The sequence below is a fragment of the Phaeobacter sp. JH20_08 genome (assembly GCF_048056635.1).
In the GTDB taxonomy this organism is placed as follows: domain Bacteria; phylum Pseudomonadota; class Alphaproteobacteria; order Rhodobacterales; family Rhodobacteraceae; genus Phaeobacter; species Phaeobacter bryozoorum.
Genome location: NZ_JAYMVV010000011.1, coordinates 117,768 through 139,097 on the forward strand (window position 1 = coordinate 117,768; position 21,330 = coordinate 139,097).

Below are 21,330 nucleotides of genomic sequence, written 5' to 3' on the forward strand. Positions count from 1 at the left end.
ACCTCTGTCAGTTGCCTTGTGGGGTGGGTTCATCGGTGACATCGGGATCGACCTGCTGCGCCGGGGTGATCCCTGCGGCCCGGATCGGCCCGTCGCGCAGCCCCAGGTTCCGGGTGGCAGGCACCTTGTTCATCATCCGCAGGATGTAGAAAGTTCCGGCGCCGAAGATGAAGAAATAGACCACGATGAAGGCCGTGAGCGAAGCGGCGACTGCCGGCGCTGCCACCGGTGCCAAACTGTCGGACGTGCGCAGCAGCCCGTAGACGGTGAAGGGCTGCCGCCCGACCTCTGTGGTGATCCAGCCGGCCAGAACCGCAACAAAGCCCATCGGTGCCATCAGGATCGAGGCCCGCTGGAGCCCGCGGTTTTCATAGAGCTGCCCGCGCAGACGCCCCCAGAGCGACCAGAGCGCAAGGCCGAGCATGGCAAAGCCAAGGCCGACCATGACCCGGAAGCTCCAGAAGACGATGGCTACCGGCGGCTCATCTTCATCGGGGATCGTATCGAGCCCTGCCAGCGGTGCGTTCAGGTCATGTTTCAGGATCAGGCTGGAGAGTTTGGGGATTTCAATGGCATAGTCGACTGTCTTGGTCTCGGCATTGGGCAGACCAAAGAGGATGAGCGGGGCGCCGTCGGGATGGCTGTCAAAATGGCCTTCCATGGCCATCACCTTGGCGGGCTGGTGTTCCAATGTGTTCAGCCCGTGCATATCGCCGGCCACGATCTGCATCGGCGCCACCAGAACCAGCATCCACATCGCCATGGAGAACATCCGCCGCGCCGCCACATCGGTCTTGTCGCGCAACAGGTGCAGACTGCCGACACCGCCCACCACCAGTGCCGTGGTCAGGAAGGCCGCCAGCACCATATGCACCAGACGATAGGGGAAGGACGGATTGAAGACGATCTGCCACCAGTCCTGCGGTACGAATTGGCCCACCTCGTTGATGGCATAGCCCGCCGGCGTCTGCATCCAGCTGTTCACGCTCAGGATCCAGGTGGCCGACATCAGCGTGCCAAAGGCCACCATGGCGGTTGCAAACATATGCAGCCCATCGCCGACGCGGGCACGGCCAAACAGCATGATCCCGAGAAACCCGGCCTCCAGGAAAAACGCCGAGAGCACCTCATAGGCCATCAGTGGCCCGAGCACCGGGCCGGTCTTGTCCGAGAACACCGACCAGTTGGTGCCAAACTGGTAAGACATCACGATGCCCGAGACGACCCCCATGCCAAAGGCAACGGCGAAGATCTTTTTCCAGTATTCGAACAGCGTGTAATAGGTGTCGTCCCGGGTCCGCAGCCACAGCGCGTTCAGCACCGCGAGGTAGCTGGCAAGCCCGATGGAAAACGCCGGGAAGATGATGTGAAACGAGACGGTGAACGCAAATTGCATGCGTGCCAGTGTCTCGGCTGTCAGCCCATCGAACATATCTGGTCACTTTCCTAGAAACTGCGCCGCCCGCCTCGGTCTGGCCTGCCGGACAGTGGCGGAGCGAGCGATCCATTGGCACAGAAGTTAGTACGCGGTGGAGAAGTTGCAGGTGGCAGAAAGCCGCAGCGCGGCGACAGGTCTCAGTTATTCCAAGCCTATTCCGCTATGCTAGGCCTCGCGCAGCCACGCGGCAAGCGCGGGTTCAGGACCATCAGGGGCGGATTTACCTGCCGCTTCCCCCGCCCCCACCAGACCGGACCTGCGGAGCGCGGGCGGCGGCACATTGGCGCAGGCAGAAACGGAGATGCAGATATGACCGAGGCACAGGCCCCCTGGATAGAGCGCTTTCCCGGCTTGGCCCGACTGGATGACAAGACCAAGGCGCATATTCTCGCGCAGTCGTCTCAGTTGAGCCTGCCCCGGGGCACGGTGATCTTTGGCCCCGGCAAATCCCCGGAAAACATGCTGTTCCTGCTGGATGGCACCGTACGGGTGCAGCAGGTTTCCGAGACGGGCCGCGAGATCCTGCTGTATCGGATCAACGCGGGCGAAAGCTGCGTGCTGACCACCGCCTGCCTGCTGGCCTATGAGGACTATGCGGCAGAGGGTATTGCCGAAACCGCAGTAACCGCAGCCATCCTGCCCCGTGCAGTGTTTGACGCCTTGGTCGCCGCCTCTGCGGATTTTCGCAGCTTTGTGTTTTCGGCCTTCTCCAAACGGATTACCGATCTGTTTCTGGTGATCGACGAGGTCGCGTTTCAGCGCGTCGATGTGCGACTGGCACAGGCGCTGCTGGATCTGGCCGCGGCTGGCGATCACCTCGCCGTGACCCATCAACAGCTGGCGGTCGATCTGGGCACCGCGCGCGAGGTGGTCTCGCGGCAGATCCAGGAGTTCCAGCGCCGCGGCTGGGTGCAACTGGCACGCGGCCGTGTCGATATCCTCGACCGCGCGGCATTGCAGCGGCTGATCCGTCGCTGACCCGGCACTGCTCCATGGGCGGGTCAGCGTCGCGCCCCGGTGGGGCGTCCCTTCAGAACCCAAGGCTGGCGGCTGGCTGCGGGTGGCGCGCAGCAAGGGTGACTTAGTCACAGACATCTGCGCAGAACCGGCGTTTTCTGGTGGGAGACATCGCAAAGGAGTGACCAGATGACCAGAAACATAGGTACGCTTGACCGGGCCATTCGGCTGATGCTCGGTGTTGGGCTGATCGCCGCCCCCTTTCTCAGTGATTATGCCATCTTTGCCGCAGGTTGGGCGAAACTGCTGTCGGTGGCGCTTGGCAGTGTCATGCTGCTGGTGGCGCTGACGCGCAGCTGCCCGATCTACACGATCCTTGGCCTGCGCAGCTGTCGGCGCTGACCGGTTGCGGCGCGCGGCGCTGTCGCGTCCTGCGCGCCCTTGACCCGACGTGATGATCACTGTTCAACATCACGCCAAGCGCCCTGAGCGCCAAACGCTACCGAACCGCCCCCCGGTCCGGTGTCACGCGAAGAAAGACCTGAATGCCTCCTCTGCTGATCCGCTATGTGCCGCTGCTGACCTGGGGGCGGGCGTATAGCCGCCTGAACCTCACCAATGATCTGATCGCTGCGGTGATCGTAACGATCATGCTGATCCCGCAATCGCTGGCCTATGCGCTGCTGGCCGGATTGCCGCCCGAGGCCGGGCTATATGCCTCTATCGTGCCGATCCTGCTTTATGCGGTGTTTGGCACCAGCCGGGCGCTGGCCGTCGGACCTGTGGCGGTGGTCTCGCTGATGACGGCCGCCAGCCTGAGCGAGATCGCAGCGCAGGGCAGCATCGGCTACGGGGTTGCAGCACTGTCGCTGGCGGCGCTATCTGGCGCGATCCTGTTGGCGATGGGGCTGCTGCGGCTTGGGTTTCTGGCCAATTTCCTGTCACATCCGGTGATTGCCGGTTTTATCACCGCCTCCGGCGTGTTGATCGCCACCAGCCAGATCAAACATGTGCTGGGGGTGAATGCCGACGGGCACACGCTGCCCGAACTGCTCCTGTCGCTGGCGCAGAACCTGCCTGAGCTGAACTGGCCGACGGCACTGATCGGGGTTGGGGCGACGGGGTTTCTGGTCTGGGTCCGGCATGGGCTGAACCCCGCCCTGCGTGCGCTTGGGGTCGGCGCACCGCTGGCCGGGTTCCTGACCAAGGCCGGACCGGTCGCCGCCGTGATTGCCACGACACTTGCGGTCTGGGGGCTGGATCTGGCGGAGCGCGGGGTCAGAATTGTCGGGGCCGTCCCACAGGCGCTGCCGCCCTTCACCCTGCCGGATCTGTCGTATGAGCTGCTGGCGCAGCTCATACTGCCGGCGGTGCTGATCTCGGTCATTGGATTTGTCGAATCCATCTCGGTGGCGCAGACCCTGGCGGCGAAACGGCGCCAGCGTATTGACCCGGATCAGGAGCTGATCGGCCTTGGCAGCGCCAATCTCGGCGCGGCCTTTACCGGCGGTTTCCCGGTGACGGGGGGGTTTTCCCGCTCCGTCGTGAATTTTGATGCCGGCGCCGAAACCCCGGCTGCGGGGGCGTTTACCGCCATCGGGCTGGCCATTGCCGCCGTGGCGCTGACGCCGCTGATCTACTTCCTGCCAAAAGCGACCCTGGCGGCGACCATCATCACGGCGGTTCTTGGATTGGTCGATTTCTCCATCCTGCGGCGGAGCTGGGCCTATTCAAAGGCGGATTTTGCCGCAGTGCTGGCCACCATCGCGCTGACCCTGCTGCTGGGGGTCGAGGCCGGGGTCACCGCCGGGGTGCTGCTGTCGATCCTGCTGCATCTTTACAAATCCTCGCGCCCGCATATTGCCGAGGTCGGGCGGGTGCCGGGCACCGAGCATTTCCGCAATGTCCTGCGTCACGAGGTGGAAACCCACCCCAGCCTGCTGACGCTGCGGGTGGATGAGAGCCTGTTTTTCGCCAATGCGCGATTTCTGGAGGACTGCATCCACCGGCGGGTCGCCGATGATCCGCAGATCGACCATGTGGTGCTGCAATGCTCAGCGATCAATAACATTGACCTGAGCGCGCTGGACTCGCTGGAGGAGATCATGCACCGGCTGTCGGAGATGGGGGTCACCCTGCATCTGTCGGAGGTTAAAGGACCGGTGATGGACCGGTTGCGGCGCGGCGATTTTCTGACGCATCTGAGCGGTCAGGTCTTCCTCAGTCAGCACGACGCGGTAGAAGCCCTATGCCCGAAAGATGCGGCGATGCGAATCTCAGCCCCCGGGCTGCACGGCGGATAATCTGGTGCCGGACACAGACAGCGGGCCGCTGACTGTCGCGGCCTGCTGTTCGGCGGTTGGCTATGCGCGGATTGCGACCGGCGAGAGGTTTTCGCGCCGCTCTGATCGGGTCAGGCAACCACCTGGACAAACTTGCGCTTCGACATCTTTGCACTGCGGGCCGGGGCCACTTCGACCAAGCGCAGCGGACGGATACCGATATTGTCGATTCGCTGGATTTCGCCACCGCTGGTGAGGCTCTGATCACGCCAGACCATCCGCACCCGCTCATCCGAGGTCACCATCGCGGAGCCTTCGACCACCCGCCAGTAGGTGCCAAGGGTCGCAACAGACAGCGGCAGGCTCTGCCCCGGCAAGACGGTCAGATGTTTGACAATGTGATGGGCGCCGGTGTCGAGGGTCTCGCTGCGGCCCCAGCTCTCGGTTTCGATTTCGCTGCTGTTGCGGGAGGCGCCCTCGCTCAGCTGATCGGCGTACCAGCTGGCCAGGCTCGCAGCGTCACTGACACCGGTTGCGGTCTGGGTCATCTCGGCGGGGCCCTGCGCGCCATCCTTGCGGCTGTGCGGCATGGTCTTGCACCAGGTCGCCTCGCCCGAGACGCTGCCGGCCAACCAGGCCTCCCACTCGGCGTCGCTGGCAACTTCCGGTTCCACCTGCCAGGCCGACATCTCGTCCCAGCCTGCATCCATTTCGACCACGGACAAGCGCGCGGCATGGCACAGGATCGCGCTTTCGAAGGTGCTGCTGCGGGCCCGACGGTAGCTGTCGGCATCAAGCGCGAGGATCCCGTCGACCTTCATACCGCGGGTGGCGGCAGCCTTTGCGGGCATCAGAATGCGGGCGGCGTATTTCTTGTAGGCGGCCATCAAAGTGTCGAGCCGCGCCAGATAGATACCAGTGCTCCAGAGTTTGGCGGCAGGCTGATCACGCCAGCCATCAAAGGCCGGGTTGCGCTGATCGAGGAAGCTGCTGACCGGGGTGGCGCCTTCTGCGTTGAGGCTGCGTGCACATTCGATATAGCCGTGGCTGCGGCAGGCGCGATCGGTCTGCACGCCGAGCATCACGATTTCGCCGTTCTGGGCCGACTGCATCCCCTGAGCCAGAGCATCCTGAAGCTGATCCGCATCGTCAAAATCCTGATCCGCAGGCAGGATCAGCACCAGGCTGTCGGCAGCCGCCTTCAGGCTGTGCAGCGCTGCAATTGTGCCGGCAGCGGTTTTGGTGGCGCCCGGCTCCAGCAGCAGCTGGCCCGCGACCTTCATCGCCTCCATCTGGGTGGCCGCCACCTCGGCAAAAGCGCCGCAGGTGAGCACGGTCGGGGCGTGGAACTCGGCAGTGGCAACGGCCGACAGCAGGGTCTGGAAGCGGCTTTGGACACCGGCAGCATCCTCAAAGTGCATCGGCACCATGTCGGCGCCATTGGTGACATCGGCGTCTGTGGCTCCGGCGAGAACGATGGGATAGATCATGCTGCATTCCTTTCGGCGTATCGTGGCGTGTCTGGCTTGAACCAGGGATGACGTGTTGATCTCACACTAGGGAAGTCGGTGCTTGCGATCTTCTATCCAGTGGGCGTTTTGAAGCGCGAAAAAGGATAGTACCCGCACAACCTTAGCGTTGGGCCTTGGCACAATTCACCATAGAAATGTTTCAAATTTCCTTAAAATACGGTCGTGACAGGCAGAGATGCCTTGAGTATGTTCCCGATATGTCCGCACCTGCCTCCACCCCTGTGTCGTCGATCCGCAATCTCGGCCCCGCCTTTGAAGAGGCCTGTCGCAAGGCAGGGATCACCTCGGCCGAGGCGCTGCGCGCCCTGGGGGCCGATGTCGCCTACACCCGCCTGCTGGAGGCTGGCAACAGACCGCATTTCATCGGCTATTATGTTCTGGTGATGGCGCTTCAGGGGCGGCCCTGGAACGACTGCAAGGGGGCGGAGAAGGCGGCGCTGCGCAAGCGGTTCGATGCGCTGAAGGCGGGCAGTTTCGATGCCAATCGCTCGGCTCTGGAGCGGGCGCTGGACGAGATCGGCGTGATCGAACGGCGCTGAATCCGGGAACATTTGCCGAATGATGCGCGTTGTCCTCGCAACAGCAACCGCACATCCGGGAGAATTCTCATGGATCTTATTCGCATCATCGCCGCCGTCATCCTGCCCCCGCTGGGCGTCTTTCTACAGGTCGGTCTGGGCAAGCATTTCTGGCTGAACATCCTGCTGACCCTGCTTGGCTATATCCCGGGTATCGTCCATGCCGTCTGGGTCATCGCGCGGGAGCCGCAGCATGCCTAACCTGCAGATCCCGCAGGAAGACCGCCTGCAATCGCTTGAGCGGCTGGCCCATGGGATGGACCGCGCGTTTCGCCTGCCGGTGATCGGCACGCGGATCGGCTGGGACAGTATCCTGGGGCTGGTCCCCGGCGTCGGCGACGCGCTGGCGCTGGCGCCTGCGGGGTATATCGTGCTCTCGGGCTATCGCATGGGGGCCTCATCCGGGACGCTGGCGCGGATGGTCGGCAACATCGGCATCGACGCGCTGATCGGCACCGTGCCCCTGATCGGTGACATTTTCGACATCGGCTGGAAGGCCAACCTGCGCAATGTTGCCCTGCTGAGGCGGCATCTCGAAAAAAAGACGATGGCGGGCGAGCCTCTGGCCAAACGGCTGGCCCGCAGAGGGTTCGACCATATCAACGCCCCAACCCGCAGAACACTGAAGGCCGCCCGTGATCTGCCGCGTCGGCTGCACGCGGGCCGCGCGCGCCCGGCCGCAGAGCCGCGCCACGGCTGATCGCTGCCGCTTACTGGCATCATGACCATCTGATACCCGTGACCGCAAGAAAAAGGCCGCGCCGGATGATCCGGAGCGGCCTTTTCCAATTTTGGTCAGGCTGAAACAGCGGTGGCTTAGCCGACCAGCTCCAGACCGGAGAAGAAATAGGCGATTTCAACCGCTGCGGTTTCCGGTGCGTCGGACCCGTGAACGGAGTTTTCGCCGACGGATTCGGCGAATTCGGCGCGGATGGTGCCGGGAGCCGCGTCTGCGGGGTTGGTCGCGCCCATGATTTCGCGGTTCTTCGCGATGGCGTTTTCACCTTCCAGAACCTGCACAACAACCGGCTCGGAGGACATGAATTCGCAGAGTTCGTCGTAGAAGGGACGCTCAGCGTGGACAGCGTAGAACACGCCGGCCTGCTCTTTGGTCATGTGGATGCGCTTCTGCGCGACGATGCGCAGACCTGCGTCTTCGAATTTCGCGTTGATCTTGCCGGTCAGGTTGCGACGGGTTGCATCGGGTTTGATGATCGAAAAGGTACGTTCCAGAGCCATTTGGCATACTCCTGCAATTTGGGTCGCGGGATGGACCTCCCGGGACCGGAAACTTCGCGCGCCGCCTAGCATGGCTTGCGCGCCATGGGAAGGGGGTTGTTGCACTGCCGCTACCCCGTGCGGGCCATCGGCGGGCCAAAGTAGCAGGCCAGAGTCGCGACATATATGTCCGTTCGGACGCATCGCGGCACGCTTTGGCCCATTGGACGCCCCGAGGCCAATTGACAGCACCGGGTCACTGGGTCACACCGCTGCCATGTTACGTATCAGCGATATCTCCTATGCGGTCGAAGGCCGTCTATTGTTCGATGGCGCCAGCGCCACGATCCCCACAGGCCACAAGGTCGGATTGGTGGGCCGCAACGGCACCGGCAAGACCACCCTGTTCCGCCTCATCCGCAATGAGCTCTCGCTGGAATCCGGCAGCATCTCGCTGCCCAGCCGGTCGCGCATTGGCGGTGTCGCGCAGGAGGCGCCAGCCTCGGGTGTGTCGCTGATCGATACGGTGCTGGCCGCCGATACCGAGCGCGCCGAGCTGCTGGCGGAGGCCGAGACCGCACAGGATCCGGGCCGAATTGCCGAAATCCAGACCCGCCTTGCCGATATCGACGCCTGGTCCGCCGAAGCGCGCGCCGCCTCGATCCTGAAGGGGCTGGGGTTCGACTATGAGGCGCAGCAGCGCCCCTGTTCGGATTTCTCCGGTGGCTGGCGGATGCGGGTCGCGCTGGCGGCGGTGCTGTTTTCGCAGCCCGATCTGCTGCTGCTCGATGAGCCGACCAACTATCTGGACCTGGAAGGCGCACTGTGGCTGGAGGCCTATCTGGTCAAGTATCCGCACACCGTGATCATCATCAGCCACGACCGCGAGCTGCTGAACCGCTCAGTGAATGGCATCCTGCATCTCGAAGATCTCGGGCTGACGTTTTATTCCGGCAACTATGATCAGTTTGCCCGCCAGCGCGCTGCCAACCGCGCCAATCAGGCGGCACAGGCCAAGAAGCAGGACGCCCGCCGGGCGCATTTGCAGGCCTTTGTCGATCGGTTCAAGGCCAAGGCAAGCAAGGCCAAACAGGCGCAGAGCCGCGTCAAGATGCTGGAGAAGATGGAGACCATCCGCGCGCCCGAAGACGCCGCGCGCACGGTCTTCACCTTTCCCGAACCCGAAGAACTGTCGCCGCCGATCATCGCCACCGAGGGCGCATCGGTGGGCTATGACGGCACCACGATCCTGAGCCGGCTGGACCTGCGCATTGATCAGGACGACCGCATTGCGCTTCTGGGCAAAAACGGTGAGGGCAAATCCACCCTCTCCAAGATGCTGTCGGGCCGGCTGGATGTAATGACGGGCAAGATGACCCAGTCCAGCAAGCTGCGGATCGGCTTCTTTGCCCAGCATCAGGTCGATGAGCTGCATATTGACGAAACCCCGTTGCAGCATCTGCAACGCGAACGCCCCAATGAGGGCCAGGCCCGTCTGCGCGCAAGGCTGGCAGGCTTTGGTCTCGGGTCGGATCAGGCGGATACCGAGGTCGGGCGCCTCTCTGGTGGGCAAAAGGCGCGTCTGTCGCTGCTGCTGGCCACCCTGCCCGCGCCGCATCTGCTGATCCTCGACGAGCCGACCAACCACCTGGATATCGAAAGCCGCGAGGCGCTGGTGGAGGCGCTGACCGCCTATTCCGGCGCGGTCATTCTGGTCAGCCACGATATGCACCTGCTCAGCCTTGTTGCCGACCGGCTGTGGCTGGTCTCCGGCGGCACGGTAAAACCCTATGAAGGCGATCTGCCCTCCTACCGCGATCTGCTGCTCACACGGGACAAACCGGCGGGCAAATCCAAGGCCAAGGCGGAAAAGCCCAAACGCCCGTCGCGCGATGCGCTACAGGCGCTGCGCGCCGAGGTGCGCAAAGGCGAGGCACGGCTGGAGAAGGTCAGCGAAATGCGTGACAAACTGGCCAAGAAACTGGCCGATCCTGCCCTCTATGATGAAGATCGCAAGGATGAGGCGCTGGTCTGGCAACGCAAATACGCCGAGGTGATGGAGGCGCAGGACCGGGCAGAGGATCTGTGGCTGAAGGCGGTTGAAAAACTGGAAAAGGCAGAAGCGCTATGATCGATACCGCCTTTTTGATCACCTCCTTTGTGACGCTGTTCGTGATTGTCGATCCGATTGGATTGACGCCGATCTTTCTGGCACTGACCCAGGGCATGACGCCAGCGCAGCGGCGGGCGATTGCCCTGCGCTCCACCATCACCGCTGCGGTGCTGCTGGCGGTGTTTGCGGCCTTTGGCGAGGCGGTGCTGGGGTTTGCCGGGATTTCCATGGCCGCCTTTCGCATCGCGGGCGGCGTTCTGCTGTTCCTGACCGCGCTCGACATGTTGTTTGAACGTCGCAACAAGCGGCGCGAGGACCGCAGCGAGGAAGATGACTTTGACGATCCCTCGGTCTTTCCACTGGCGATCCCGCTGATTGCCGGGCCGGGCTCAATTGCCACGGTGATCCTGCTGACCGGTCAGCAGCCGGGGTTTGCCGGATTTGCCATGGTGATGGCGGTGGTCTTTGCAGTGCTGAGCATCCTGTTGCTGATGTGCCTGTTCTCCGGCCTGTTTGAACGGCTGCTGGGCAAGACCGGCATTACTGTTGTGACACGGCTGCTGGGGATGCTGCTGGCCGCGCTGTCTGTGCAATTCGTGCTGGACGGGTTGCAGGCCTTTGGATTTGCCGGGGGCTGAGCCTCTCGAAACTTTCCGGGTGCCTCCCCATATTGAGGGGAGAGATCGGCGCAAGGCAGGAGAAACAAGTTGGACGGCATCGAAACTCCACGATTGATCTATCTGGTGTTGCTGCTGGTCGCGGTTGGCTCCTGGGTATTTGTGCAGAACCGGCAGGGGCTGGGCAAAACCGTGCAGCAGCTGGCGATCTGGGCGTTCATCTTCCTTGGCGTGATAGCCGGTTACGGCCTGTGGGAGGACATCCGCAGCACGGTGCAGCCGCAGCAGGTGGTGATGCGCGACGAGGGGCGCGTGGATGTGCCGCGTGCGCGCGACGGACATTATTATCTGACCGTCGATGTCAACGAGGTGCCGGTGCGCTTCCTGGTCGATACCGGCGCCAGCGCCGTGGTGCTGAACGATGAAGATGCCCGACGGGTTGGCATTGATCCCGAAAGCCTTGCCTATCTGGGACGGGCACGCACCGCCAATGGCGAGGTGCGCACTGCGCTGGCCACGGTCAAGAGCATGTCGCTGGGCGGCATCACTGACCGCGATATCACGCTTTCGGTGAACGAGGGGCAGATGGATCAATCGCTGCTGGGCATGGATTATCTGCAACGCTGGTCGAGTATCGAGATCCGCAACGGATCGCTGATCCTGACGCGCTGAGGCCAGCGCCGCCCCCCTTTCGCGGGTTGATACCTAGGCGGTTTTCTCGGCCTTTTTCTCCCAGCGCCCGCTCTCTTCGGACCAATATTGCGCTGAGCATCCCGCATCGGTGAGGGATTTCCACTGCACCCGTGCGCGGGCCACCGCGTCCGGGTTGGTGCCGTCAAACAGAATGCAGACCCGCTCCAGCGCGGCAACCTCCTCCGCCGTGACCTCGGCGCCATCCACCGCCATCAGGCAGCTGGCGCCGGGCACCGGCGTCGTCTCATGGCTGAGCAGAACGGGCTGAAGCGCATCATGGGGGCCGCCGAGAATACCATGCGGAAGAAACTGCTCCTCCGGCCCAAGCCACAGCCGTTCGTCCAGCTGCGTGATCCGCTGCCGGTCCACCCCGCGCACGACAATGCGCCACCCGGCGCCAAGCGCCTTGTCGAGGAGGACCGGCAGCGTCTCTTCAAGCGAACGCCGGGTCAGATGGTAGAAATAGGCCGCCCCCATGGTCTGTATCTCTGCCTGTCTCAGTCCGTCTCGAACATATTCTGCACCAGCCGGTTCAACGCCATGACGCCCCAGCCGGTCGCGCCTTTGGGGGCGTAGTCGGTGTCTGTCTTGACCGAGGCGACGCCTGCGATATCCAGATGGACCCAGGGGGTGTCTTCCTTGACGAAACGTTGCAGGAACTGCGCGGCGGTGATCGACCCGGCCGGGCGGCCACCGATGTTCTTCATGTCGGCAATGCGCGATTTCAGCATGTCGTCATAGGCCTTGCCCAGAGGCATCCGCCAGGCGCCCTCGCCCTCGGCTTCGGCGGCTTTCAGGAAGCGGTTGCAGAAGGTGTCGTCATTGGAGAAGACGCCCGCGTTTTCATGGCCAAGGCCGATGATAATGGCGCCAGTCAGGGTGGCGAGGTCGATCATGCCCACCGGTTTGAAGCGCTCCTGCGCGTACCACATCACGTCGCAGAGAACCAAGCGCCCCTCGGCGTCGGTATTGATCACCTCGACGGTATCGCCCTTCATGGATCTGATGACATCGCCCGGGCGGGTCGCATTGCCAGACGGCATGTTCTCGACCAGCCCGACAAGACCGACCACATTGGCTTTCGCCTTGCGCAGGGCCAGCGCCCGCATGGTGCCCGCAACAACGCCGGCACCGCCCATATCCATGGTCATGTCTTCCATACCCGCGCCCGGTTTCAGCGAGATGCCGCCAGTGTCAAACACCACGCCCTTGCCCACCAGCGCCAGCGGTGCGGCATCGGTTTCGCCGCCGTTCCACTGCATCACCACCACTTTCGACGGGCTGTCGGACCCCTGCCCCACGCAGAGCAGCGTCCGCATGCCCAGCTCTTCCAGCTGGTCCTCGTCGAGCACCTCAACCTTCAGTCCGAGGCTTTCCATCTCCGCCAGCCGATTGGCAAATTCGGTGGTGGTCAGCACATTGGCAGGCTCATTGACCAGATCGCGGGTCATGTGGACACCTTCGGCCACGGCTGCCAGCGGGCCATAGGCGGCCTCGACATCGGCGGGGGATTTATGGGCGATCACCACCTCAGCGTCGGAGGGGGTCTTGTCGCCGGTCTTGTGATCGTCAAAGCGATAGTCGCGCAGCGCCATCCCCAGCGCCAGATCCGCAGCGCGTGGCATGGAGCCTGCCATCACCGTCACCGATTTTCCATCGCTGCGCGCGGCCAGCTTGGCGCCGGCCTTGCGCGCCTCGATCGCGCTGATCTTGCGCGGGGTGACCAGAATATCCAGCGCCTCGGCTTTCATGCCAGCGGGCCAGGCCAGCGAAATCACATCGCCCGCCTTGGTCTTCTCAAAACCCTTTGCTTCAACCAGACGTGCCAGCGCCCCTTTGGTCAACCGGTTTGCCGTGCGCGCTGCCTGCCCCAATGTCCCCTCCGGGGTGATCTGAACCACCACACGGCCCTCAATCTCGGAGAGGGTCTTGGGATCAAATTCGACAAAACGTGTAGGGGTCAGCGGACGCATGTGCGGGGCTCCTGTCAGGGTCAATTCCTCAATCCCCAACAGGTAGCCTGCCTGTGCGACAATGACTAGGGCCAGATATGGTTTGACCGCCGTCGAAGGATGCGCCGAACGGGCTAGCGGGCGGCCACCGGCCGACTGTCGCGCGTCCGCAGAATGCAGTTTTCCCCGGCCAACAAATCCTCTAAGGTCTCCTCAAAACAAGGGCAGTAGGATCTGGGGGGATCGCGTGTCACGATACGACAGATATGTGCTGTCCCAATACCTGCTGTTTTTCGGGTTCTTTGCCTTGATTCTGGTGGCCGTATTCTGGATCAACCGCGCTGTGGTGCTGTTTGACCGGCTGATCGGCGACGGGCAGTCGGCCTTGGTTTTCCTGGAATTCACCGCCCTTGCCCTGCCGAATCTGGTGCGTATGGTGCTGCCGGTTGCGGCCTTTGCCGCATCGGTCTGGGTGACCAACCGGCTCAACAGCGAAAGCGAACTGACGGTTCTGCGGGCCACCGGCACAAGCCCCTGGCAGATGGCGAAACCGGCGCTGGCCTTTGGCCTGATCACCGCGCTGATGATGTCGATCCTGACCCATGTTCTGCTGCCTGCCTCCATCGCAACGCTGGAGCAGCGCGAATCCGAGGTCGCCCGCAATGTGACGGCCAAGCTGTTGAGCGAGGGTGATTTCCTGCATCCGGCGCGCGGCGTCACCTTCTACATTGGTCGGATTGACCCCGATGGGACGCTCAATGACGTGTTCCTGTCCGATCGCCGCAACCCGGCAGAAAGCGTCACCTATACCGGCGGCAAGGCCTATCTGGTGCGCGACGACGACAGGACCCATCTGGTGATGGTTGATGGCATGTCACAGCGTATCGACGCTGAGACCCAGCGCCTGTCTTCCACCATCTTTTCCGATTTTTCCTATGATATCAGTAGCCTTGCCAACAAAGCTGAAGAAAAGACCCGCAATATCCGCGCCATCCCCAGCCTTGAGTTGCTGCGCGAGATGCCGAAGCTGATCGCCGATGGCCCCTATAGTGCCGGCGCGCTGGCCGAAGAGCTGCACCTGCGGTTTGCCCGTGCCCTGGTCTGTGTCGCTGTGGTGCTGATCGGCTTTGCCTCCCTGATGCTGGGCGGTTTCTCGCGATTTGGAGTCTGGCGGCAGGCGCTTCTTGCCTTTGTGCTGCTGATCTTTGTCGAGGGGCTGCGCGGCGTGGTCTCCGAGCCGGTGCTGCGCAACGCCGATTTCTGGCCGCTGATCTACCTGCCGACGCTGATCGGGCTGCTGGTCGGGCTGGCGTTTCTGCAATTGGCGGCCAAGCCGCTGGGACCGCTGCTGGCGCGGCGGCGCCATAGCCGCCAAACCCGCAGGGAGCGCGCCACATGACCCTGGACCTGTATTACGCGCGCCGCTTTTTGCAATGGTTTGCAGTGATTTGCGGCGTCCTGTTAACGCTTGTGATGTTGATCGACCTGAATGAGCAGATCCGCCGGTTTGAGGCGCAGGACCTGTCGCTGGGCCAGCTGTTCGGCCTGACGCTGCTCAATACCCCTGCGGCGCTGAGCGAATTTCTGCCGTTGATCATGATCCTCACCACCATCGTGCTGTTCATCGGGCTGGCGCGCAGCAGCGAGCTGGTGGTGACCCGCGCCATTGGCCGCTCGGGCATCCGCGCGCTGGCGGCTCCGGTGTTGTTGGCGGCGCTGATCGGGGTGCTGGCTGTCAGCACGTTGAACCCGATCGTGGCGGCGACCTCCAACCGCTACCGCGATCTGGCGGAGACCTACCGCAACGGCGGCCCGGCCGCGCTGTCGCTTACCGGTGAGGGCCTGTGGCTGCGGCAGGGCGGCGCGCTGGGGCAATCGGTCATCCACGCCACCGGCTACAGCGGCGATACCGGCGATATCACGCTCCATGATGTGACGATCCTTTCTTACGGCCCCGAAGGCCGCCCGATCCGCCAGACGCTTGCGGAACAGGCGACGCTGGATGGCGGCGACTGGGTGCTGACCAAGGCCAAGGTCTGGCCGCTCATCGTGGGTGTGAACCCCGAGACCAACGCCGAGCGGCACCCGACACTGCGCCTCTCGACCACGCTGACATCGGAGCGGATTCGCGACACGCTGGGCACTGCGACCGGGATCTCCGTCTACGATCTGCCCGCCACGATCCGCGAGCTGTCCGAGGCCGGGTTCTCCACCAAGCGCTATGAGGTCTGGTTACAGGTGGAACTGGCGCGACCGCTGTTCCTGATCGCCATGGCGCTGGTTGGCGCCGCCTTTACCATGCGCCATACGCGGTTTGGCGGCACCGGTCTGGCGGTTCTGACAGCGGTGCTGCTGGGGTTCGGGCTTTATTTCCTGCGCAATTTCGCCCAGATCCTGGGGGAAAATGGCCAGATCCCCGTGGCGCTGGCCGGCTGGGCACCGCCGGTGGCGGCGATCCTGCTGACGATGGGGTTACTCTTACATGCCGAGGACGGATAACATGCGCCGCGCCCTGCTACTCTCGACGGTTCTGCCCTGGCTGGCGGTTGGCCAGCTGGCGCTGAGCGATGTCGCCCATGCCCAGAGCGCCCGCCCCGGCGCCGCTGCGCAATCGGCTGATACGCCCGCAATTCTGGTGGCAGACCAGCTGTTCATCACCCCGGATCGTACCCTGGTGGCCGAAGGCAATGTCGAAGCGTTCCAGGGCGATGTCAGGCTCCGGGCGCGGAAGATCACCTTTGATCAGACCCAAGGCGCCCTGCAGATCGAAGGCCCCATTCGCATCGACGAAGGCGGCGACATCACCATTCTGGCTGATGCTGCCGAGCTGGACCGGGATCTGCGCAATGGCCTGCTGGTCGGCGCGCGCATGGTGTTTCAGCAGCAGCTGCAACTGGCCTCCCTGCAGATGACCCGCGTTGGCGGCCGCTACACGCAGCTTTACAAAACCGCCGTCACCTCCTGCCATGTCTGCACCGACGGGCGGCCGCCGCTCTGGCAGATCCGGGCCGAACGGATCACCCACGATCAGCAGGAGCGCCAGCTCTATCTGGAGAACGCCCAGCTGAGGATCTTGGACACGCCGGTGTTCTATTTCCCCGGCATCCGCCTGCCCGACCCGACGCTGGAGCGGGCCAATGGATTTCTGATTCCGTCGATCCGCACCACCTCGAACCTCGGCACCGGGGTGAAACTGCCGTATTTCCTGACCATCGGCCCACATCGTGACCTGACGCTGTCGCCCTATCTGTCGTCGCGTACCCGGACGCTGGACATGCGCTATCGTCAGGCCTTCCGCCGTGGCGAGATCGAAATCAACGGCGCCTATACCCGGGATGAGCTCTACCGGGGCGAGGATCGCGGCTATGTCTTTGCCGAGGGGACCTTTGACCTGCCCAATGCGTTCAAGCTGCGGTTCGATCTCAAGACGGTGTCGGATGATGCCTATCTGGTCGACTACGGCCTGCGTGATCTGGACCGCCTCCGCTCCGAGGTTGTGGTGACAAAGGTCGAGCGCGACAGCCTGTTCCGCGCCAGCGCGATTTCCTACAAGACACTGCGCGATAGCGAAAATCAGGATCTGATCCCGTCCTCCGTCGGCAACCTCTACTATGAACGGCGGTTTTTCCCGACGCAGATCGGCGGCGAGCTGCGCCTGTCACTGGAAACCCACGGTCATAACCGAACCTCCGACATCCGGGGCAACCTGACCGATCCGGGCGGCCGCGATATTGGCCGGGCGACATTTGATGTGGACTGGAACCGCAGCTGGCGCTTTGCCAACGGGCTGGTGGCGGACTGGTCGCTGGGCGCTGCGGCGGATGCCTTTGCGGTCTATGACGACGATGTCTTTGCCAACAACACCTCGCGCTTCAGCCCACGCAGCGCGCTCACCTTCCGCCTGCCGATGACCCGGCGGGAGCAGTCCGGCGCCACGCAGTTTCTGGAACCGATCCTGCAAATCGGCTGGACTGATACCGGCGATACCGCTGTCCCCAACGACGAAAGCAATTTCGTGGAGTTCGACCGGGGCAACCTGCTGGATCTGTCGCGGTTTCCGGCCACCGATGCGCGCGAGGACGGGGTGACGGTGGCTTTCGGGCTGAACTGGGCGCGGTTCTCGCCCAGTGGCTGGCAGGCCTCTGCCACCATCGGGCAGGTGTTCCGCGACAGCGACGATGGTCGGTTCACCAAGAGCTCCGGCCTTGGCGGCACCTCCTCCGACCTCCTGATGGCCGCGCAGCTGAAGCTGAACGATGATCTGGCGATCACCACGCGGGGCCTGTTGAACGGCTCACTCAACTTCTCCAAGGCGGAGGTGCGCGGCGACTGGATGACCGACCGCAGCCGCCTGACCGGCACCTATATGTGGCTGGGCACCGATCCCGCCGAAGGCCGCGCCGAGGAGGTCTCCGAACTCTGGTTCGACGGTGCCTATGAGGTCAGCCCCGGCTGGACCGCCAGCGCCAATCTGCGCTACGACATCTCTGACGCCCGGGCCACCCGCGCAGGCCTCGGGCTGGTCTATTCCAACGAATGCGTGACGGTCGATCTTTCGGTCAACCGGCGCTATACATCGACAACAAGTGTTGAGCCGACAACGGATTTCGGCTTTACCATCGCGTTAAACGGGTTTTCCGTGGACAGCGGCAGCAAGAAGTACAGGCGATCATGCAAAAACACCTGAGTTTCCGGCCCCAAGATGCGGCCCCCTTCGTTCAGCGACTGACCCAGACCGCAACAGCCGTGGCGCTGGCAGCGGCGGTGATCTTCGCCCCCGCCCCCGCCGCCCTGGCACAGGGGCTGTTTGCCCCGGCGGTGACGGTGAATGACGCAGTGGTCACAAATTACGAGCTGCAACAGCGCGCCCGGTTCCTGACCCTGCTGCGCGATCCGGGCGATCCGCTGGAAAAAGCCCGCGAAGACCTTATCGAGGACCGGTTGAAACTCGACGTTCTGGCCCAGGCCGGGATCGAGCCGACCGAAGAAGAAATTGTCGCAGGTATGACCGAACTGGCCGGCCGCGCCAATCTCAGCCTGCAGGAATTCCTGAATGTGCTAGGGCAGAATGGCGTGGCGCCTGAAACCCTGCGCGATTTCACCCGCGTCGGCATTGCATGGCGCGAATATGTTGCCGCTCGCTATCTGGCACAGGCCCGCCCCAGCGAGGAAGAGATCGACCGCGCCATGGGGCTTGCCGGTTCCGGTGGTGTCGAGGTGCTCCTGTCCGAGCTGATCATGCCGATCAACGCGCAGAATGCCGCCCAGGTCGAGGATATCGCCCAACAGGTCAGCCGGATCACCACCACCAGCGCGTTTTCGCAGGCCGCGCAACAATATTCGGCCACGGCCACCCGGCAAAGCGGCGGACGGCTGCCCTGGATGCCGCTGACCAACCTGCCCCCCCAGCTGCAACAGGTCGTCCTGGCGCTGCGCCCCGGTGAAGTCACTGCGCCGCTGCCGCTGGATGGCGCGGTTGCCCTGTTCCAGCTGCGTGATCTGCGCGAAACCAGCGGCGCCGCACCCAGCTACGCCGCCATCGAATACGCGGCCTACTATCTGCCCGGAGGCCGCACCCCCGAGGCGCTGGCCGCTGGCACCAAGGTGGTCAATGCGGTTGACAGCTGCGATGATCTCTATGGTGTGGCCAAGGGTCAGGATCCCTCTGTACTGGACCGCGAGACCCTGGCGCCGGGTGAGATCCCGCAGGATATCGCCATTGAACTTGCCAAGCTCGATCCCAATGAGACCTCGCTGGCGCTGACCCGCAACAATGGCCAGACCCTGATGCTGCTGATGCTCTGTGGCCGCACCGCTGAAGTGAACGCCGAAGCCAGCCGCGAAAGCGTCGGCAATGCGCTGACCCAGCAACGGCTCGGCGCCTTTGCCGACAGCCTTCTGGAACAGCTGAAAGCCGACGCGCGGATCAGCGGAGAATGAGCCGCCCTGCCCGCCCCTTGCCCATCGCGCTCAGCTGTGGGGAACCGGCGGGCATCGGCCCGGAACTGGCGGTCAAAGCCTGGCAGGACTTGCGCGACAGTTGCCCGTTCCTGTGGCTGGGCGATCCGCGACACCTGCCCACGGGAACAGACTGGCAAGAGATCGAAAATGCCGCTGAGGCCGTCGATGTCAGTGCCAGCGCTATGCCTGTGCTGCGGGTCGACTTTGCCGCCCCAACCGTGCCCGGACAGCTCAACCCCGACAATGCCGCCGGTGTCATCCGCGCCATTGAGGCCGGTGTCGCGCTGGTGCAATCCGGCGAGGCCAGCGCGCTCTGCACCGCGCCGATCCACAAGAAGGCGCTGATTGACGGCGCCGCATTTGCCTACCCCGGCCATACCGAGTTTCTCGCCCATCTGGGCGGCACGCCAAATGTCGTCATGATGTTGGCAAGCCCGGAGCTGCGAGTGGTGCCCGCCACCATCCATATCCCTCTGTCACAGGTCCCGCGGCAGCTGACGGCCGACGGCCTGCGCCGCACGATTGAAATCACCGCGCAGGGGCTGCGGGACCAGTTTGGCCTGGCCCACCCCCGGATTGCAGTTGCGGGGCTGAACCCCCACGCCGGTGAAGATGGCGCCATGGGCCACGAAGAGCTGGATTGGATGCGCGGGCTGATTGCCGATATGCAGGGCGGCGCCTATACGCTCTCTGGGCCGCACCCTGCCGACACGATGTTCCATGCCGCCGCACGCGCGCGTTATGACGCGGCGATCTGCATGTATCACGATCAGGCGCTGATCCCGATCAAGACGCTTGATTTCGATCGCGGCGTCAATGTCACGCTGGGGCTGCCGTTCATCCGCACCTCGCCGGATCACGGCACTGCCTGCGATATCGCCGGTCAGGGGATCGCCAACCCCTCCAGCCTGATCGAGGCGCTGCGGCTGGCGCAATCCATGGCGCAGCGCCGGACCCCGAACGCGGCCAGCAGCACTTGAAACTTCTTCTGGCCGGAAATATCCCCGCCGGAGGCATGAAAATCTAAGGCGCAGCCGCTGCGCCCCGTCCCAAGGTACAGATGATATGAGCGCTATCGACTCCCTTCCTCCCCTGCGTGAGGTGATCGAGACCCACCAGCTCTCGGCGCGCAAATCGCTGGGGCAGAATTTTCTTCTGGATCTGAACCTGACGGCAAAAATTGCCCGCCAGGCCGGCGACCTCAGCGAATGCGACGTGCTGGAAATCGGTCCCGGTCCCGGCGGTCTGACCCGCGGTCTGCTGGCCGAAGGCGCGCGGCGCGTGCTGGCGGTGGAGAAGGACAGCCGCTGCATCCCCGCACTCGCAGAGGTGGCCGCGGCCTATCCGGGCCGGTTGCAGGTCATCGAAGGTGACGCGCTGGAGGTGAACCCGCTCACCCATCTGACACCGCCCATCCGCATCGCCGCCAACCTGCCCTACAACGTCGGTACCGAACTGCTGGTGCGCTGGCTGACACCAAAGGCCTGGCCGCCCTTCTGGCAGAGCCTGACGCTGATGTTCCAGCGCGAGGTCGCCGAACGGATCGTCGCGCAGCCCGGCAGCAAGGCCTATGGACGACTGGCGCTGCTGGCGCAATGGCGCGCCGATGCCCGCATCGTGCTGTCGCTGCCGCCGGAGGCCTTCAGCCCGCCACCCAAGGTCCATAGCGCGGTGGTGCATCTGAAAGCGCTGGAGGCACCCCGGTATCCGGCAGATGCCGGCACGCTGAACAAGGTGGTGGCCGCCGCCTTCAACCAGCGCCGCAAGATGCTGCGCGCCAGTCTCAAGAGCGTGAGCCCCGATATTGAGGATCACCTTGTGGCGGTGGGCATTCCACCAACCGAGCGGGCGGAACAGGTCGGGCTGGAAGCCTTCTGCGCGCTGGCGCGAAGCCTGAAGAACGAATCCTGACCAGCCACGCCAGACAGGCAACAACATCCATCCCAGGCTGTCCGCAATGTGACCGACAAGAGAAAAGCCCGGTCTCAG

General features: G+C 63.7%; 20 protein-coding genes. 15 read left to right on the top strand and 5 right to left on the bottom strand.

Annotation, left to right across the window (positions count from 1 at the left end):
- Window positions 1-7 precede the first annotated feature (7 nt).
- A complete protein-coding gene (locus VWY75_RS11100; RefSeq protein ID WP_416534205.1) occupies window positions 8-1,432 on the bottom strand; it encodes a cytochrome ubiquinol oxidase subunit I in 1,425 nt (474 codons plus the stop codon).
- A 315-nt stretch (window positions 1,433-1,747) separates the two neighbouring features.
- On the opposite strand from VWY75_RS11100, the gene VWY75_RS11105 reads away from it, so the two are divergent.
- The 3 genes from VWY75_RS11105 to VWY75_RS11115 all read left to right on the top strand — a co-directional run bounded on the left by VWY75_RS11105 (window position 1,748) and on the right by VWY75_RS11115 (window position 4,698).
- Window positions 1,748-2,416: a Crp/Fnr family transcriptional regulator gene (locus VWY75_RS11105; RefSeq protein ID WP_416538943.1), complete on the top strand. Its 669-nt coding sequence runs from the start codon at window positions 1,748-1,750 to the stop codon at window positions 2,414-2,416.
- Between the two features lie 168 nt (window positions 2,417-2,584).
- Window positions 2,585-2,797 carry a DUF2892 domain-containing protein gene (locus tag VWY75_RS11110; protein ID WP_340545873.1) on the top strand — a complete coding sequence of 71 codons (213 nt, stop codon included), beginning with the start codon at window positions 2,585-2,587 and terminating at the stop codon, window positions 2,795-2,797.
- A gap of 143 nt (window positions 2,798-2,940) precedes the next feature.
- Window positions 2,941-4,698: a SulP family inorganic anion transporter gene (locus VWY75_RS11115; protein ID WP_416538944.1), complete on the top strand. Its 1,758-nt coding sequence runs from the start codon at window positions 2,941-2,943 to the stop codon at window positions 4,696-4,698.
- A gap of 110 nt (window positions 4,699-4,808) precedes the next feature.
- Here VWY75_RS11115 and VWY75_RS11120 read toward each other — a convergent pair whose 3' ends face one another.
- Window positions 4,809-6,167, bottom strand: coding sequence for an alginate biosynthesis protein (locus VWY75_RS11120; protein WP_416538945.1), 1,359 nt, complete (start codon window positions 6,165-6,167; stop codon window positions 4,809-4,811).
- Window positions 6,168-6,406: 239 nt separating this feature from the next.
- Between VWY75_RS11120 and VWY75_RS11125 the strand changes: the two genes are divergently transcribed.
- The 3 genes from VWY75_RS11125 to VWY75_RS11135 all read left to right on the top strand — a co-directional run bounded on the left by VWY75_RS11125 (window position 6,407) and on the right by VWY75_RS11135 (window position 7,487).
- Window positions 6,407-6,748 carry a TfoX/Sxy family protein gene (locus tag VWY75_RS11125; protein WP_416538946.1) on the top strand — a complete coding sequence of 114 codons (342 nt, stop codon included), beginning with the start codon at window positions 6,407-6,409 and terminating at the stop codon, window positions 6,746-6,748.
- Between the two features lie 69 nt (window positions 6,749-6,817).
- Complete coding sequence (locus VWY75_RS11130) at window positions 6,818-6,988, top strand: YqaE/Pmp3 family membrane protein (protein WP_014874958.1); 171 nt, start codon at window positions 6,818-6,820, stop codon at window positions 6,986-6,988.
- Complete coding sequence (locus VWY75_RS11135; RefSeq protein ID WP_340545876.1) at window positions 6,981-7,487, top strand: DUF4112 domain-containing protein; 507 nt, start codon at window positions 6,981-6,983, stop codon at window positions 7,485-7,487. The genes VWY75_RS11130 and VWY75_RS11135 overlap by 8 nt, the downstream gene beginning before the upstream one ends.
- 116 nt (window positions 7,488-7,603) lie before the next feature.
- Here VWY75_RS11135 and ndk read toward each other — a convergent pair whose 3' ends face one another.
- Window positions 7,604-8,026 carry a nucleoside-diphosphate kinase gene (ndk, locus tag VWY75_RS11140; protein WP_340545877.1) on the bottom strand — a complete coding sequence of 141 codons (423 nt, stop codon included), beginning with the start codon at window positions 8,024-8,026 and terminating at the stop codon, window positions 7,604-7,606.
- A 256-nt stretch (window positions 8,027-8,282) separates the two neighbouring features.
- Between ndk and VWY75_RS11145 the strand changes: the two genes are divergently transcribed.
- From VWY75_RS11145 to VWY75_RS11155, 3 genes are all read left to right on the top strand, one after another.
- Window positions 8,283-10,136: an ABC-F family ATP-binding cassette domain-containing protein gene (locus tag VWY75_RS11145; protein ID WP_340545878.1), complete on the top strand. Its 1,854-nt coding sequence runs from the start codon at window positions 8,283-8,285 to the stop codon at window positions 10,134-10,136.
- Window positions 10,133-10,756, top strand: a complete 624-nt coding sequence (locus tag VWY75_RS11150; protein WP_340545879.1) for a MarC family protein — start codon at window positions 10,133-10,135, stop codon at window positions 10,754-10,756. Before VWY75_RS11145 ends, VWY75_RS11150 begins: the two co-directional genes overlap by 4 nt.
- Before the next feature lie 69 nt (window positions 10,757-10,825).
- Window positions 10,826-11,407 carry a retropepsin-like aspartic protease family protein gene (locus VWY75_RS11155; protein WP_416534211.1) on the top strand — a complete coding sequence of 194 codons (582 nt, stop codon included), beginning with the start codon at window positions 10,826-10,828 and terminating at the stop codon, window positions 11,405-11,407.
- 33 nt (window positions 11,408-11,440) lie between these two features.
- On the opposite strand, the gene VWY75_RS11160 is transcribed toward VWY75_RS11155, so the two are convergent.
- Together VWY75_RS11160 and VWY75_RS11165 are read right to left on the bottom strand one after the other, a co-directional pair.
- Entirely contained in the window at window positions 11,441-11,905 is a 465-nt protein-coding gene (locus VWY75_RS11160) for a DNA polymerase III subunit chi (protein ID WP_416538947.1), read from the bottom strand.
- Window positions 11,906-11,925: 20 nt separating this feature from the next.
- Window positions 11,926-13,401: a leucyl aminopeptidase gene (locus VWY75_RS11165; RefSeq protein ID WP_416538948.1), complete on the bottom strand. Its 1,476-nt coding sequence runs from the start codon at window positions 13,399-13,401 to the stop codon at window positions 11,926-11,928.
- 226 nt (window positions 13,402-13,627) lie between these two features.
- On the opposite strand from VWY75_RS11165, the gene lptF reads away from it, so the two are divergent.
- From lptF to rsmA, 6 genes are all read left to right on the top strand, one after another.
- Entirely contained in the window at window positions 13,628-14,779 is a 1,152-nt protein-coding gene (lptF, locus tag VWY75_RS11170) for an LPS export ABC transporter permease LptF (RefSeq protein WP_416538949.1), read from the top strand.
- On the top strand, window positions 14,776-15,879 hold the full coding sequence (gene lptG / locus VWY75_RS11175) for an LPS export ABC transporter permease LptG (protein WP_340545884.1): 1,104 nt from the start codon (window positions 14,776-14,778) through the stop codon (window positions 15,877-15,879). The genes lptF and lptG overlap by 4 nt, the downstream gene beginning before the upstream one ends.
- 1 nt (window position 15,880) lies before the next feature.
- Complete coding sequence (locus VWY75_RS11180; RefSeq protein ID WP_416538950.1) at window positions 15,881-18,067, top strand: LPS-assembly protein LptD; 2,187 nt, start codon at window positions 15,881-15,883, stop codon at window positions 18,065-18,067.
- Window positions 18,052-19,320 carry a peptidylprolyl isomerase gene (locus VWY75_RS11185; RefSeq protein WP_416538951.1) on the top strand — a complete coding sequence of 423 codons (1,269 nt, stop codon included), beginning with the start codon at window positions 18,052-18,054 and terminating at the stop codon, window positions 19,318-19,320. Before VWY75_RS11180 ends, VWY75_RS11185 begins: the two co-directional genes overlap by 16 nt.
- On the top strand, window positions 19,317-20,321 hold the full coding sequence (gene pdxA / locus VWY75_RS11190; RefSeq protein WP_416538952.1) for a 4-hydroxythreonine-4-phosphate dehydrogenase PdxA: 1,005 nt from the start codon (window positions 19,317-19,319) through the stop codon (window positions 20,319-20,321). The genes VWY75_RS11185 and pdxA overlap by 4 nt, the downstream gene beginning before the upstream one ends.
- Window positions 20,322-20,406: 85 nt before the next feature.
- On the top strand, window positions 20,407-21,252 hold the full coding sequence (gene rsmA / locus VWY75_RS11195) for a 16S rRNA (adenine(1518)-N(6)/adenine(1519)-N(6))-dimethyltransferase RsmA (RefSeq protein ID WP_340545888.1): 846 nt from the start codon (window positions 20,407-20,409) through the stop codon (window positions 21,250-21,252).
- The last annotated feature ends 78 nt before the right edge of the window (window positions 21,253-21,330 follow it).